The following is a 14,037-nucleotide window of genomic DNA, read 5'->3' on the forward strand; positions in this document are numbered from 1 at the left end:
CACCTCGTTCCTGAACCCTCACTCCAGGTTGCGCCGCTGCCGGGCGCCCCGCCAACAGCGGCACGCGCTCCCCACCGTGCGCCGGGCGCACGCCCCCTGCACACCCCAATTCACCAAATGCGCCCCCTGGTTGGCATGCGCCCAACCGTTTACCGTCGGTAGCGAGGCGAATCCGCATGGCCAACCGCATGGAGGATCCCGTGTCCCTGGACCCGACCGACCCGACCGCCACCGCTCCGCTGATACCCCTGCACTGCCGGCGCGCCGCCGAGGCCGGCCCGCCCACCCGGACCGAACTGCTGACCGGCACCCCGGTCTGGTGGGTGCGCCGGCACGCCGACGTCCGCCAGGTGCTCACCGACCCGAGGTTCAACCGCGTCGACCTGTACGCGCCGGACGCCCCGGCGACCACCCCGTACCCGAACATCATGGACGCCCCGGACACCATCCTGAATCTCGACGGCGCCGAGCACCAGCGGCTGCGCCGCACCGTGCAGCGGGCCTTCACCCCCCGGGCCATCGAGCGCTGGCGGCCCTGGGTGGCCTCGGTGGTGGACGAGATGGTGGACGCCCTCGCCGAGGCCGAGCGCCCGCTGGAGCTGGTCGCCGCCTTCACCCGGCCGCTGCCGGTCGCGGTGATCAGCCGGCTGATGGGCCTGGACGGCCTGGACCTCAAGCGCCTGGCGCACTGGAGCGACCACGCGCTCGCCACCACCGCCTACACCGTGCAGGAGGTGCAGGAGGCGATGAAGGAGTTCGGCGCCTTCGGCGCCCAGCTGGTCGCCGAGCGCCGCCGGCACCCCGGCGAGGACCTGGTCAGCTCGCTGGTCCAAGCCGCCGACGAGGACGGCGAGGTGACCGAGCTGCAGGTCATCCAGCTGGTCATCGGCCTGGTGCTGGCCGGGCACGAGACCACCATGACCACCCTCGGCAACGGGCTCGTCTACCTGCTCACCGAGAACCGCCAGGCCTGGCACGAGCTGGCCGGCGACGAGCAGCGGGCGGCCACGGTGGCCGAGCAGCTGCTGCGCTCGGTGCCGCTCGGCGACGCCGACATCATCCCCGGCCTGCTGCGCCGGGCGGCCGCGGACGTCGAGGTCGGCGGGGTGCTGATCCCGGCCGGCGCGGTGGTGGCCGCGGACACCTTCGCCGCCAACCACGACCCGGAGGTCTACCCCGGCGACTGGCGCCAGGAGCTGCTGGACCCGCCGGGCGTGCCGCACCTGACCTTCGGCGCCGGTCCGCACCACTGCCTGGGCGCCTGGCTGGCCCGGTTGGAGCTGGAACTCGGGCTGCGGCGGCTGGCCCAGCGGCTGCCCGAGCTGCGACTCGCGGTGCCGGTGGCGGAGATCGACTGGCGGCTCGGCCTGCTCACCCGCAGCCCGCAGACCCTGCCGGTGACCTGGTGAGCGCCGAGGAGGCGGTGGTCTCGGTGGACCGGACCCGGTGCGTGGGCACCGGGCTCTGCGCGGCCACCGCCCCCGCCGACCTGGAGCTGGGGCCCGACGGCCGGGCCCGCCCGCGCCGGGCCCGCACCGAGGCCCTGGTCGCGGTCACCGAGGCCGCCGAACTCTGCCCGATGGAGGCGATCGCCGTCCACCTCGCCGCCAGCGGCGAGAAGCTCGCGCCCAACTGGTAACCGCGGCCCAGCTGGCAGCCGCGGCGGTGCTGGTGCCCCCGGATCCGGGGGCACCAGCACCACTCAGCGAAGCGCCCCGCCGCCGCCCACCAGCGGCAGTCGCAGCGCCGAGTCGGCCAGGTCGACGGTGAGGGTGGGCCGGGTGTCCGGCGGATCGATCAGCCCGTCGTCGGTCCCGGCCACGATCAGCGCCAACCGGTGCCCGGCCGGCACCACGTGGTCCGTGGCGGCCAGTTGCACGGTCATCGGGTACGGCGTGCCCGGGGTGAGCGGCACACCGTGGTCGAGCCCGGCATAGTGCCCCAGGTCGGCCCAACCGCGGCTGAACACGGTCTCGTTCACCTGCACGGTGGCCGCCGCGGTGTCCAGGAAGCAGGCGCTGTCCCCCGCCGTGCTCTCGCCCCAGCAGGAGCGGGTGGTGAGCGTGTTGATGCCCTCGCCACTGCCCTGGTAGTCGCGGATGGTGGCCGGACCGAGGTCCACCAGCACCGCGCTGAGGTGGGCACTGCTGGTGCTGGAGCTGACGGTCAGGGTCACCGACCCGCTGCCGGACAGCCGCAGGTCATGGGTGAGCACACCGGTGGTGAAGGCGGTCTTCTCCGGGGTGACCTGGTCGGCCTCGCCGGCCCAGGCGTTCTCGTCCTTGCTCGGGTCGTCGGTGAAGGAGACCGTGCCGCTGTTGGAACTCCCGCCCAGCACCCCGGGGTTGAGGTGCACGGTGGCCTGCGTGGTGCCGGGCGCGGGCCAACTGGCGTCGGTGGACCACTGGTCGGGCGCCCGCTCGATGTCGGCCATCGGCTGGTTCTGGATCCCGTTGGGCACACCCAGCAGGTAGTGGTCGAACCACTGGTGCAGGGTGTCCACCCAGGCCCCGCGCCGGTAGTCGAAGGGGTCGACGTGCCCGGTCTCGGAGAGCCAGATCTTGCGCTGCACCCCGTGAGCGGCCAGCGCGTCCCACCACTGCCCGAAGTTGACGGTCCGCACGTTGAGGTCCTGCATGCCGTGCACCACGAAGACGCTGGCCTTCACCTTGGCGGCGTCCGGCACGTAGTCGCGCTGCTGCCACAGCGCCGTCCAGTCGCCGTCGTACGGCGCGCCGGCCGCCAGCGCGCTCTGCTCGGCGCCGCACTTCGCGGCGTCGGCCGGGTCCTCGACCTCGCCCGCCAGGTCGGCGGGCGTGCCGCTGTAGAGCGGGGCGCCCTGCGAGCGGTAGTAGTCGTACCAGGAGCTGATCGCGGAGATCGGCACGATGGTCTTCAACCCCTCGACCCCGGTGGCTGCCACGCCGTTGGCGACGGTGCCGTCCCAGGACTTGCCGATCATGCCGACCGAGCCGTTGGCCCAGCCGGCCGCCTTGACCGCACTGCCCCCGGCGCGGGCGCTGTAGCCGCTGGCCCGGCCGTTCAGCCAGTCGATCACCGCCTTGGCGCTGGTGATGTCGGAGGGCCCGCCGACGTCCACGCAGCCGTCCGAGCGGTTGGTGCCGGCCAGGTCGACCAGCACCACGGCGTAGCCGCGCGGCACGAAGTAGTTGTCGTAGTAGAGCGGGAACTGGACCGGATTCCCTTGGGCGTCGTAGGTCTTGACCTGGCTCTCGTTGCCGCGCCCGCAGCACTCGTAGTACGGGCTGGCGTCCATGATCACCGGGATCTTGCGCCCGGCCTGGGCGGGTTCGCGCGGGCGGATGATGTCGGCGGCGACCCGGTCGCGATGGCCGTCGCCTTCGCCGTCGAGGCCGGTGTCGACCCAGACGGTCTCGCGGATCGCGTTGGCGTAGGAGTAGACGGGTTGGCTGGCACCGTCGTGGACGGTACCGGCCCAGGCCGCACCGGCGGGCGTCAGCAGCGCGGCGGCGAGAGCGAGCAGCAGGGTGGCGATCCCCGCCACCGGGCGGATGCGGTGGTTTCTCACAAGCGGGGACCGTACCCAGGCATGTCCATGTTGACTCGTCAGGTACAGCTCAACTTAGCGGACCGGCCACCCCGCGATCGACCGTCCGCCAACCGGCGGTGCCACCACCGCCCTTGGACCACGTCATCGGACTACATCAGCGGATAGCTGGGCACCGGCCCCACCTCGTCGATCTCGGTGTGCGCCTTCTCCAGCAGCTGCCTGGCCAGGTCCTGCAAGGCCCGCGCCGCCGCGACCTCCTCGCCCACCCGCAACTGCTCCGGGTCGGCGGGGTGCCGGCTGGTGTCGCCGTGCGCCCGCAGCTCCCGGCCGTCCGGGAGTCTGACCAGCGCGGCCGCCCTGGTGTGTGCGCCCTGCTCGGCGAACTCCAGCTCGATGTGCCATCCGACCAGCGTCGTCATCATGACTGCCACCTCCAGCGGTACCCCTCCAGGATGCACCCGGGGACCGGCCGACTTCTCACACCGGGTGAGCGAGTCGCGGCGCGACGCGCCGAGCCGTGAACGCTGCGTCACACGTTCGCACGCTGTGTGGTGGCACGGTCGCGCTGCGCGACCGACGGTGGAGCAGACGCCCCCGATGTTCTCCGGTCGACCCGATGTCGACCCGTCCGTGGTGCGTCGCCGAAAGGGATCCCACTCATGCGTCGTGTACGTCACCTGGCCGCCGCCACTCTCACCGCCGCCGCTCTGAGCCTGGCCGCCCCGGCCGTCGCCTTCGCCGACACCGCCCCCGGTGCCCCGGCCGACCGCCCGCTGACCTCGTCCACCACGGACGACGCCAAGAAGACGGACGACAGCAGGAAGGCGGATGACAAGAAGGGCGACGACAAAGGCTGGAGCAAGGACAAGAAGGCCGACGGCGACCACGGTTGGACCGGCAAGGACAAGGACAAGGACAAGGACAAGGACAAGGACCGCCGCCCGCACGGTGGCGTGCACACCGGCGGTGGCTTCGCGGCGCTGAACGGCGGCAGCGCGACCACCGGCGCGGCACTGCTGGCCGGCGGCGTCGGCGTGGGCGCACTGGCCCTGCGCCGCCGCAAGCCCGCCGAGCGCTGACCCGGCCGCACCGCCGCCGGCTGACCCGGCGTCAGCCACCCGCAGCACTCACCGCGCGCCGCGCCACCGCCCTGTCCCCGGCGGTGGCGCGGCGCGCGATGGCGCGCACCCACTGGTTCCAGCTGGTTCACCCCCGTCCAGAAAGGCCTGTCCCTTGGGCAACCACGCTCCCGCAGACCGCGACCCGGCCGGCTACCGCGATCCCCTCAGCCGCCGGCGCCGCAACGTCCTGTTCACCGCCCTGGGCGCCTGCCTGCTCGGCCTCGTCATGATCCACCGCTCGACCGACCCGACCGCGGGACTCCCCCCGATCCCCCGGGCGATGGCTCCCCAGGCCTCGCCCAGCGCCGGCGCCCCGGCCCGCACGGCACCCGCGATCGTCGTCCCGGACGCCCACCCGATCCGGCTCAGCATCCCCTCGATCGGCGTCAACGCCCCGTTCACCGGCCTCGGCCTGAACGCGAGCGGGGGGCTCAACCCGCCCCCGCCGGACAACACCAACCTGGTCGGCTGGTACCAGGACGGCACCGTCCCCGGCAACCGCGGCCCCGCGATCGTGCTCGGCCACGTCGACACCAAGACCGCGCCCGGCGTCTTCTGGGGCCTGAGCTCGGTCACCCCCGGGACCACCGTCGACATCGCCCGCGACGACAAGGTCACCGCGACCTTCACCGTGGACAGCGTGCAGGTCTTCGCCAAGGACCAGTTCCCGGACGACCTCGTCTACGGCAAGACGTCCGACGCCCAGCTGCGGCTGATCACCTGCGGCGGCGCCTACGACCGCAAGCGCGCCGACTACACCGCCAACGTGGTGGTCTTCGCCCACCTGACCGGACTGCGCGAGAGCTGACCGGGCTGCGAGAGCCGACGGGACGGCGCGGGAGCCGACCGGCGGATCCCGGGAGTGCCGGACAAGCGTGACCCCGGCACCCTAGGCTGGCCGCATGGCGCTACTGAGCCCCCGTCAGCCCGCCGTCCCCGCCTGGCTCGCCGAGGCCGTGCTGTACCAGATCTACCCGCAGTCCTTCGCCGACTCCAACGGCGACGGCATCGGCGACCTGCCCGGTATCCGCGCCCGGCTGGACCACCTCGCCGAGCTCGGCGTGACCGCGATCTGGCTCAGCCCGTGCTTCGACTCCGAGTTCGGCGACGCGGGCTACGACGTGGCGGACTACCTCAGCATCGCCCCGCGCTACGGCACCAACGCCGACCTCGCCGCCCTGGTCGAGGCGGCCGGGGCGCGGGGCATCCGGGTGCTGCTCGACCTGGTCCCCGGCCACACCTCGCACCGCCATCCGTGGTTCCAGCAGGCCGCGCACGATCCCGCCGACGACCGCTACATCTGGTCCGACCGGATCACCGCGCCCGTGCACGAGTGGATCCCCAACCAGGGCCGGCGCGGCGGCTTCTACCGCGCCAACTTCTACCCGATCCAGCCCGCGCTCAACTTCGGCTACGCCCGCCCCGATCCGGCCGAACCCTGGCGCAGCCCGGTGGACGCCCCCGGCCCGCGGGCCAACCGCGCGGCGCTGCGCGAGATCATGGCGCACTGGTTCGCCCTCGGGGTGGCCGGCTTCCGGGTCGACATGGCGGCCTCGCTGGTCAAGGACGACCCCGGGCAGCTGGAGACCGCCAGGCTCTGGGGCGAACTGCGCCGCTGGCTGGACCGCGAGCACCCCGACAAGGTGCTGATCGCCGAGTGGGGCGATCCGGCGCGCTCCGTCCCGGCCGGGCTGCACGCCGACTTCTTCCTGCACTTCAACGGGCGCGCGCTGCGCTCGCTCTGGGACAACGGCAGCGGCAGCCAGGGCAGTTGGGCGCACGGCGAGCCCTGCTACTTCGACCCGGACGGCGGCGGCTCAGCGGGCGAGTTCCTGGCCGCCTGGCAGGCGGCGGACGCCGCGATCGACGGCCGCGGGCTGGTCGCGCTGCCCACCGCCAACCACGACTTCTCCCGGCTGGCCTGCGGTCCGCGCACCCGCGAGCAACTGGCCTGCGCCTTCGCCTTCCTGCTGACCTGGCCCAGCCTGCCGGTGATCTACTACGGCGACGAGATCGGCATGCGCTACGTCCCCGGCCTGCCGGACCGGGAAGGCAGCCAGTTCGGCACCGAGGCCCGGCAGGGCTCGCGGACCCCGATGCAGTGGGACGACACGCCGGGAGCCGGCTTCTCCACCGCCGCCCCCGCCGCGTTCTACCTCCCGTTGGATCCGGCCGCCGGCCGGCCGAGCGTGGCCGCGCAGCGGGGCGAACCCGACTCGCCGCTGAACCACGTCCGGCGGCTGATCCGGCTGCGCCGCGACACGCCCGAGCTGGGCACCGGCGGCAGCGTCACGGTGGTCGCGGACGGGTACCCGTTCGCCTATCTGCGCGGCACCACCCATCTGGTGGTGGTCAACCCGCGCCGCGAGCCGGCCGAGCTGAGCCTGCCCCAGCTGACGTCCACCGCCGAGCCGCTGCTGGTCCACGGCGTGCGGGCGAGCGCCGGCGCCGTGCGGGCCGCCGGATTCTCCTACGGGATCTTCCGGCTCTGAGACCGTCGGCGGCAGCCCGGCCCGCCGACCCGAGGTCAGCAACAGCTCGGAACGCGGCCCTCGTTCGAATCGCAGGGTGATTCGACCCTCCTTATGCTGGCGGCGATGAGCGCCGACCGCCGCAGGATCCTGCGGACCACCGCCCAGCTGGCCGCCCTGACCGCGGCCGGCCCACTGCTCGCGGCCTGCGGCCAGGAGGCCGCCACCGCCGGGGGCACCGCCGGGGGCGGCCCGCCGCATCCCGGCGCCTCGCCCGGCACCCCCACGGTGCTGACACCCAACCGGATCCCGAGCGCCACCCCGAGCGCGACCGCCGGCGGCTCGCCGTCAGCCGCCGCCACCCCGCCGGTGCTGCCGCCGCTGGCCGCGAGCACGCCCGTCGAGGTGGTCACCGGGCCCCGGGACCGTCCGCAGATCGCGCTGACCTTCCACGGCCAGGGCGATCCCAAGCTGGCCACCGCGCTGCTGCAGGCCGCCGAGCAGCACGGCGCCCAGGTCACCGTGCTGGTGGTCGGCAGCTGGCTGGACCAGCAGCCGCAGATGGCCCGGCGGATCCTGGACGGCGGCCATGAGCTGGGCAACCACACGCTCAACCACCTGGACATCTCCTCGCTCTCCGCCGACCAGGCCTACGCCGAGATCGCCGGCTGCGCGGACCGGCTGCAGGCGCTGACCGGCTCGATCGGACGCTGGTTCCGCCCCTCGGCCGCGCAGTACGCCACCGCCCTGGTCAAGGCGCAGGCCCGCCGGGCGGGCTACGAGCACTGCCTCTCCTACGACCTGGATCCGCGCGACTACGCCGACCCCGGGGCCGAGGTGGTCCAGCGCCGGATACTGGGCGGCATCAGGCCGGGCTCGATCGTCGCCCTGCACATGGGCCACCAGGGCACCGTGGACGCGCTGCCGGCCGTGCTGGAGGCGCTCCAGCAGCGCGGGCTGCGCGCGGTGACGGCAAGCCAACTCTGCTCGTGACCGACCTGTGGTCTGTGATCGACATGGAAATTGACTTCCTGTCATCTCTTAGTACCAAGCCCCACCAGGCACGCAGAGCCTGATCCTTACCTGATTGCCGGTCAAATGTGACTGACCACTTGACTCCATGACAGTCCAGCTGTTTGCCTTGCCTGGCGCAAGCCTCACCCGGGGCCACCCGAAGGAGCCGCCATGACGCAGGGGGCACAGGAGCAGCGGAGCGCGGCTCTGTGCGATCGACTGGACATCATCGAGCTGTGCGGCAGGTTCGGCCGGCTGTTCGACCAGCGGGACTGGGCAGCGCTGGTCCACATCTTCGCCGAGCAGGTGGTCATCGGTCCGCCCGACGAGCCGCGCTCGCTGACCCGCGAGGAACTGGTCGAGGACTGCGCGGCGCAGGTGGCCACGGTGCGCTCGACCGAGCACCGGCTCACCGAGCACCTGGTCCTGGTGAACCGACCGGCCGGCACCGCGAGTTGCACCGCCCAGTACCAGGTGCGGCACACCGGGGCCGGCACCGGGCCGGAGGGCCGTTCGGAGAACGCCGGCCACTACCGGTTCGACCTGCGGGCCACGCCGTCGGGTTGGCGGATCACCCGACTGGTGGCCACCCCGACCTGGCGCAGCGGCGACCCGGCGATCCTCGGCGCCCCACCGGCCGCCGACACCCGCCCCGCTGACACCCGCCCTACTGACGCCGATCCCACCGGCGCCGATCCCATCAGTGCTGATCCCGCCTCGGGCGACGCGCAGAGCGTCGCCCGGCGGTTCCTGGAGGCGATCGGCGACCGGGACCTGCCGACCGCCTTCGGCTGCCTCGCCGAGGACGTGGTGCTGGAGCTGCCCTTCGCCCCGCCGGGCGGTCCGCTGCGGCTGGACGGCGCCGACGCGGTCCGCCGGCGCTACACCGGCGTGGTGCGGGCGGCCCGGTCGATCGAGCTGCCGGTGGTGCGCGCCGCGGCCTTCGCCGATCCGGAGTGGGTCCTGGTCGAGTACACCGGAAAGCTGGTCCAGCCGAACGGCGGTGACTACACCAACCACTACTACGGGATGTTCCGGGTGGTGGACGGCAAGATCAAGATGCTGCGCGAGCTGTACGACACCCACCGCCACGCCACCCAGCTGTCGGCCGAGGACCACCGGGCGGTGTTCGAGGTCGCCGGGACAGCCTGACGCGGGCCCCTCAGGCCAGCGGGTCGTCCGGGCCGTACGGGCGCAGCCGCAGCGTCCTGGCGTCCCGCTCCCGGATCTCGGCGGCCTGCGCCACCAGGTGCTCCAGGTTGTCCCGGCCGGCGTGGATGAACCGCCCGTGCAGCGCGTCGAACCGCCCGCGCGCCGCGTCCACCGTGACGGCGACCATGTACGGGATGCTGTTCCACTCCTTCATCGTGGCGAACATCGGCATCTTCGCGGTCATCTCGGTGGCCACCGCGCCCGGACTGATGTCCAGCACCACCAAGCCGTGCTCGGCCAGCGAGTCGGCCAAGTTGTCGGAGAGCTGGAGCAACGCGCCCTTGGAGGTGGCGTAGGCGCTGTAGTGGCCGTCCGGGCGTACCGCGAAGCCGGAGTTGAGGTTGACGACCCTGCCCCGGCGGCGCGCCACCATCCCGGGCAGCACGCTGCGCAGCAGGTTGACCGGCCCGCGCAGGTTCACCTCCATCACCTGCCACCACTGGACCGGATCCGCCTCCCAGAACGGGACCTCGGCCCGGTCCACCTGCCCGGCGTTGTTGACCAGCAGGTCGATCGGCCCCAGGTCCCGCTCGACGGCGCGCACCGCCTCGCGCACCGAGCCGGGCCTGGCCACGTCCGCGGGCACCGCGACACCCCTGGCCCCCTGCCGGACGCACTCCTTGAGCGCCGAGCTGAGGGTCCCCAGGGAGCGTCCGACCAGCCCGACCGCCATCCCCTCGGCGGCCAGGCCCAGCGCGATCTCCCGCCCGATACCCCGACCCGCGCCGGTGACCAGGGCCACCTGCCCCTCCAGCGAACCGCTGCGCATCGCAGTTCCCTCCGCCCCGTCCGCACCGCCGAGTCCGTCCGTACTCCCGGACAGCATGCGGGCTGCGCGCGCCCGCTATACCCCGGCCACACGGGCATCAGTACCGGCCTCACACGAACGGCGCAGTCGAGGATCGGCAGGGTCCCTGCCCCAGGGCGCCGCCCCAAGTAGTACGGTCGAGCGACATGGGCGGCGACCCCGCCCGGCTGGAACCCCGGAAAGGCAAGTTGAGTGAGCGACATCGCGCGCGTCGGAGTGGTCGGCTGCGGTCTCATGGGATCGGGCATCGCCGAGGTCTTCGCCCGGGCGGGACTGGATGTCCTGATCTCGGAGGCCAGCGGTGAGGCCCTGGAGTTCGGCCGTACCCGGCTGACCAACTCGCTGGACACCGCGGTCAAGCGCGGCAAGCTCACCGAGGAGCAGCGCGACGAGGCGCTGTCCCGCCTCTCCTTCACCACCGACCTGGCCGACTTCGCCGACCGCGACCTGGTGGTCGAGGCGATCGCCGAGCGCGAGGACATCAAGGTCCAGATCTTCCAGACGCTCGACCAGGTGGTGCGCCGGCGCGACGCGGTGCTCGCGTCCAACACCTCCTCGATCCCGATCGTCAAGCTGGCCGCCGCCACCTCCCGCCCGGAGCAGGTGATCGGCCTGCACTTCTTCAACCCGGCCCCGGTGCAGCGCCTGGTCGAGGTGATCCCCACCCTGACCACCTCCGCCGAGACCACCACCCGGGTGGAGACCTTCGCCGTCCAGGTGCTCGGCAAGGAGCCGATCCGGGCCCGCGACCGGGCCGGTTTCGTGGTCAACGCGCTGCTGGTGCCCTACCTGCTCTCCGCCGTCCGGATGTTCGAGTCCGGGGTGGCCACCGCCGCCGACATCGACAAGGGCATGGAGGCCGGCTGCGCCCACCCGATGGGCCCGCTGCGCCTGTGCGACCTGATCGGCCTGGACACCATCGCCTCGATCGCGGACTCGATGTACGCCGAGTACAAGGAACCGCTCTACGCCGCCCCGCCGGTGCTCTCCCGGATGGTCGACGCGGGTCTGCTGGGCCGCAAGTCCGGGCGCGGCTTCTACGACTACACGGCGAGCGCCTGAGCACCGGTCGGCCCCGGCTCGCGGGCTGAGCCGCCGTCAGGTCCACCGAGGCCCGGTCCGAACCACGCGGTTCGGGCCGGGCCTCGGCGATTACGCCCAGCGGCAAGTTCCTTCGACGTTCAGTGTCTTGCCCCCGCCCCATCAGCTATGGGCCAGGCCGGAACTGGGTAACACGGCGAACGTTCGGACACACAGGGGAGTCCGCGGCCGGAGGAGCAACATGGGCATCTACGGGCAGGACTGGGCCAGCTACCAGTCGGCGACGCCGGACACGACCGGCCTGAGCTTCGCGTTCGTCAAGGTCAGCCAGGGCCTGACCTACACCAACCCGGAGTGGACCACCCAGCGCGACCACGCGCGGGCCGCGGGCCTGGTGGTCGGCTACTACCACTACCCGGAGATGGCCAACTCCGCGCAGCAGGAGGCGGACCGTTTCCTCTCGCTGGCCCAACCGCCGAACGGCGAGCTGGTCTGCCTGGACTGGGAGGGCTACGACTCGGCGAACGAGTCGGTGGACCACGCCGCCCAGGTCGCCTACAAGGACGCCTGGCTGCGCTACGTCAAGGGCCGGCTGCCGCACAACCCGGTCGGCCTGTACTGCAACACCGAGTACTGGCAGAGCATCGACACCACCGGGTACTTCCAGGACTACCTGTGGATCGCCACCGACGGCCTGCCGGCCGGGCAGCCGGGGATCTCGGCCAACTGGCTCTTCCACCAGTACGCCGACTCCGGCGGCGCGGACCAGGACTACTGCCACCTCGGCAGCACCGGTGAACTCCGCTCCTGGGCCGCCTCCTTCGCGCCCGCCCCGGCCCCCGCCCCGGCTCCGGCCGGGCCGCCGTGGCCGGGCGAGTACCTGAGACTACAGAGCCCGATGCTGCACGACGACAACGTGCGCACCTGGCAGCAGCGGATGAACGACCGCGGCTGGGCGCTCACCGTGGACGGCTGGTACGGCCAGCAGTCGGACAGCATCTGCCGCCAGTTCCAGCAGGAGAAGGGGCTCACGGTGGACGGCATCGTCGGTCCGGCCAGCTGGGCGGCTGCCTGGGCCGACCCGGTCACCTGACGGTAAATCGGCGGCGATTGTCGGTGCCCGGTGATAGGAACGGCGGATGACCACGACGCCGCCGTTCGCCGAACTGCTCACCCGCATCGCCGACCGATCCGCCGCACTGCGCGCCGCCGCAGCCGCCGCGCCCGAGCTCACCGCCACCGTGCCCAGCTGTCCGGCCTGGTCGCTGCGGGACCTGGTGGTCCACCTCGGGCACGTGCACCGCTTCTGGGCACAGACGGTGGCCGCCGGACCCGCCGAGAAGCCGATCTCCTACGACGAGGGGGCGGCGGTCGAGGGCGACGCGCTCGCCTGGTCGGCCGCCGGCACCGAGGAACTGCTCGCGGCGCTGCGGGCGGCCGACCCCGAGCAGGGGTGCTGGACCTGGTGGGGCTACTCCGAAGTGCCGCAGACGGTGTACTCGGTGGCGCGCCACCAGGTGCAGGAGGCGGCCGTCCACGCGGTCGACGCCCAGCTGGCCGCCGGGCTGCCGGTGGAGCTGCCGTCGGCCGTCGCGCTCGACGGCATCGCCGAGTTCATGTCGCTGGAGTTCACCGACCCCTGGCCGCACGCCCCGGCGCGGATCACCCTGGCCGCCGCCGAGGGCCCGAGCTGGCAGCTGGAGCTGGGCGAGCCCGGTCCGGACGCCGCGCAGGTCACCTTCACCGCGCCCGCCGCCGACCTGCTGCTCACCCTGCACCGCCGCCGCCCGCTCGACGGCGACCAGCCGCTGCTCGCCGAGCTGATCGCCTGGCCGGTACTCGACTGACCGTCAGCCCTCGGTGAACGAAGGGCATTTCATGACCGGCCCGGACCTACCCTGGGCCGCATGGACCTCGTGGAGATCTTCCCGCACCTTCACCTGCTGCGATTCGAGGTGGGCCAGGCCTACCTCTGGAGCGAGGCGGACTCGCTCACCCTGATCGACTCCGGGCCGGCCGGCTCGGCGCCCGCCATCGCCGAGGCGGTGCGTGCGCTGGGCCGCCGTCCCGGCGACCTCCAGCGGATCGTGCTCACCCACGGCCACGAGGACCACATCGGCGGCGCCGCCGAGGCGGCCGGCTGGGGCGGCGCGCGGATCCTGGCGGGCAGCGCCGACGCCGCCGCCATCCGCGGTGAAACGCCGCTCCCCCCACCGGTGTTCACGGCGGACTGGGAGCGCGAGCTGCGCGCCTCGATCCCGCCACTGCCGCAGGTCCCCCCGCTGCGGGTGGACGTCGAGCTGGGCGAGGGCGACACGGTCGACTTCGGCGGCGGCGCCCAGGTGCTCTCGGTACCGGGCCACACCCCGGGCAGCATCGCCCTCTACCTGCCGGGACCGCGGGTGCTCTTCACCGGCGACACCATCAGCAACGTGCGGGACCGGACCATGTTGGGCGTCTTCAACGCCGACCCGGTCCAGGCCGCCGAGTCCCTCCACCGGCAGGCCGAACTGCCCGTCGGGACCGCCTGCTTCGGCCACGGCGAGCCGATCGCCGAAGGCGCCGCCGAGCGGCTGCGCCGGCTGCTGCCCGCTGTCTGAACGGCGAGAGGACCCGGGAGCGTAGCCTGCTCCCGGGCCCCTGTTTGCCGCCCAATTGCGCACACCGGCACGTTGAAGAGTGCGGATCAGCTTGAATCGACGCGTTCTACCATTGAACTACCGAGCCATGAAGAGCGGCACAGGCGGGATTTGAACCCGCATTCATCGATATTCGTCCGCACCCGGTCGATCCGGCGTTCGGCGGCGAATACTGAGACTGGAGCGAGAGTCTGAGATT

14 protein-coding genes are annotated in these 14,037 nt (G+C 72.8%); 11 read left to right on the top strand and 3 right to left on the bottom strand.

The annotated features are described in order from the left end of the window. Window positions 1–206 precede the first annotated feature (206 nt). Both OG403_RS07755 and OG403_RS07760 read left to right on the top strand, forming a co-directional pair. Window positions 207–1,409: a cytochrome P450 gene (locus tag OG403_RS07755; RefSeq protein ID WP_442911053.1), complete on the top strand. Its 1,203-nt coding sequence runs from the start codon at window positions 207–209 to the stop codon at window positions 1,407–1,409. Next, a complete protein-coding gene (locus tag OG403_RS07760) occupies window positions 1,406–1,639 on the top strand; it encodes a ferredoxin (protein ID WP_329562567.1) in 234 nt (77 codons plus the stop codon). Before OG403_RS07755 ends, OG403_RS07760 begins: the two co-directional genes overlap by 4 nt. A gap of 63 nt (window positions 1,640–1,702) precedes the next feature. On the opposite strand, the gene OG403_RS07765 is transcribed toward OG403_RS07760, so the two are convergent. Together OG403_RS07765 and OG403_RS07770 are read right to left on the bottom strand one after the other, a co-directional pair. After that, window positions 1,703–3,550, bottom strand: a complete 1,848-nt coding sequence (locus tag OG403_RS07765) for a Xaa-Pro dipeptidyl-peptidase (protein ID WP_329562569.1) — start codon at window positions 3,548–3,550, stop codon at window positions 1,703–1,705. Between the two features lie 131 nt (window positions 3,551–3,681). Then, window positions 3,682–3,951 carry a DUF1876 domain-containing protein gene (locus tag OG403_RS07770; protein WP_329572169.1) on the bottom strand — a complete coding sequence of 90 codons (270 nt, stop codon included), beginning with the start codon at window positions 3,949–3,951 and terminating at the stop codon, window positions 3,682–3,684. A gap of 240 nt (window positions 3,952–4,191) precedes the next feature. On the opposite strand from OG403_RS07770, the gene OG403_RS07775 reads away from it, so the two are divergent. From OG403_RS07775 to OG403_RS07795, 5 genes are all read left to right on the top strand, one after another. Beyond that, entirely contained in the window at window positions 4,192–4,611 is a 420-nt protein-coding gene (locus OG403_RS07775; RefSeq protein WP_329562571.1) for a hypothetical protein, read from the top strand. Window positions 4,612–4,765: 154 nt separating this feature from the next. After that, window positions 4,766–5,461: a class F sortase gene (locus OG403_RS07780; protein ID WP_329562573.1), complete on the top strand. Its 696-nt coding sequence runs from the start codon at window positions 4,766–4,768 to the stop codon at window positions 5,459–5,461. Between the two features lie 94 nt (window positions 5,462–5,555). After that, window positions 5,556–7,145 (top strand): alpha-amylase family glycosyl hydrolase, encoded by a 1,590-nt coding sequence (locus OG403_RS07785; RefSeq protein ID WP_329562574.1) that lies wholly within the window; start codon window positions 5,556–5,558, stop codon window positions 7,143–7,145. A gap of 105 nt (window positions 7,146–7,250) precedes the next feature. Next, on the top strand, window positions 7,251–8,117 hold the full coding sequence (locus tag OG403_RS07790) for a polysaccharide deacetylase family protein (RefSeq protein ID WP_329562575.1): 867 nt from the start codon (window positions 7,251–7,253) through the stop codon (window positions 8,115–8,117). Between the two features lie 192 nt (window positions 8,118–8,309). Further along, window positions 8,310–9,290, top strand: coding sequence for a nuclear transport factor 2 family protein (locus OG403_RS07795; RefSeq protein WP_329562577.1), 981 nt, complete (start codon window positions 8,310–8,312; stop codon window positions 9,288–9,290). A 10-nt stretch (window positions 9,291–9,300) separates the two neighbouring features. Here OG403_RS07795 and OG403_RS07800 read toward each other — a convergent pair whose 3' ends face one another. After that, window positions 9,301–10,119: an SDR family NAD(P)-dependent oxidoreductase gene (locus tag OG403_RS07800; RefSeq protein ID WP_329562579.1), complete on the bottom strand. Its 819-nt coding sequence runs from the start codon at window positions 10,117–10,119 to the stop codon at window positions 9,301–9,303. Between the two features lie 231 nt (window positions 10,120–10,350). Here OG403_RS07800 and OG403_RS07805 point away from each other — a divergent pair, with 231 nt between their 5' ends. The 4 genes from OG403_RS07805 (at window position 10,351) to OG403_RS07820 (ending at window position 13,799) form a co-directional block, all read left to right on the top strand. Then, on the top strand, window positions 10,351–11,220 hold the full coding sequence (locus tag OG403_RS07805) for a 3-hydroxybutyryl-CoA dehydrogenase (RefSeq protein ID WP_329562581.1): 870 nt from the start codon (window positions 10,351–10,353) through the stop codon (window positions 11,218–11,220). A gap of 220 nt (window positions 11,221–11,440) precedes the next feature. Beyond that, complete coding sequence (locus tag OG403_RS07810; protein ID WP_329562582.1) at window positions 11,441–12,292, top strand: GH25 family lysozyme; 852 nt, start codon at window positions 11,441–11,443, stop codon at window positions 12,290–12,292. A gap of 46 nt (window positions 12,293–12,338) precedes the next feature. Next, on the top strand, window positions 12,339–13,046 hold the full coding sequence (locus OG403_RS07815) for a maleylpyruvate isomerase family mycothiol-dependent enzyme (protein WP_329562585.1): 708 nt from the start codon (window positions 12,339–12,341) through the stop codon (window positions 13,044–13,046). 60 nt (window positions 13,047–13,106) lie between these two features. Beyond that, the gene (locus OG403_RS07820; RefSeq protein ID WP_329562586.1) at window positions 13,107–13,799 is read left to right on the top strand and encodes an MBL fold metallo-hydrolase; all 693 of its coding nucleotides are present in this window, start codon (window positions 13,107–13,109) and stop codon (window positions 13,797–13,799) included. Window positions 13,800–14,037 lie beyond the last annotated feature (238 nt).

Origin of the sequence: Kitasatospora sp. NBC_01266, assembly GCF_036242395.1 — a bacterium.
In the GTDB taxonomy this organism is placed as follows: domain Bacteria; phylum Actinomycetota; class Actinomycetes; order Streptomycetales; family Streptomycetaceae; genus Kitasatospora.

Excerpts from the sequence above, each read along its gene's own strand:
- OG403_RS07820 (WP_329562586.1), top strand. The coding sequence starts at position 13,107 with ATGGACCTCGTGGAGATCTTCCCGCACCTTCACCTGCTGCGATTCGAG.
- OG403_RS07800 (WP_329562579.1), bottom strand. The coding sequence starts at position 10,119 with ATGCGCAGCGGTTCGCTGGAGGGGCAGGTGGCCCTGGTCACCGGCGCG.
- OG403_RS07810 (WP_329562582.1), top strand. The coding sequence starts at position 11,441 with ATGGGCATCTACGGGCAGGACTGGGCCAGCTACCAGTCGGCGACGCCG.
- OG403_RS07770 (WP_329572169.1), bottom strand. The coding sequence starts at position 3,951 with ATGACGACGCTGGTCGGATGGCACATCGAGCTGGAGTTCGCCGAGCAG.
- OG403_RS07785 (WP_329562574.1), top strand. The coding sequence starts at position 5,556 with ATGGCGCTACTGAGCCCCCGTCAGCCCGCCGTCCCCGCCTGGCTCGCC.
- OG403_RS07790 (WP_329562575.1), top strand. The coding sequence starts at position 7,251 with ATGAGCGCCGACCGCCGCAGGATCCTGCGGACCACCGCCCAGCTGGCC.
- OG403_RS07775 (WP_329562571.1), top strand. The coding sequence starts at position 4,192 with ATGCGTCGTGTACGTCACCTGGCCGCCGCCACTCTCACCGCCGCCGCT.
- OG403_RS07815 (WP_329562585.1), top strand. The coding sequence starts at position 12,339 with ATGACCACGACGCCGCCGTTCGCCGAACTGCTCACCCGCATCGCCGAC.
- OG403_RS07795 (WP_329562577.1), top strand. The coding sequence starts at position 8,310 with ATGACGCAGGGGGCACAGGAGCAGCGGAGCGCGGCTCTGTGCGATCGA.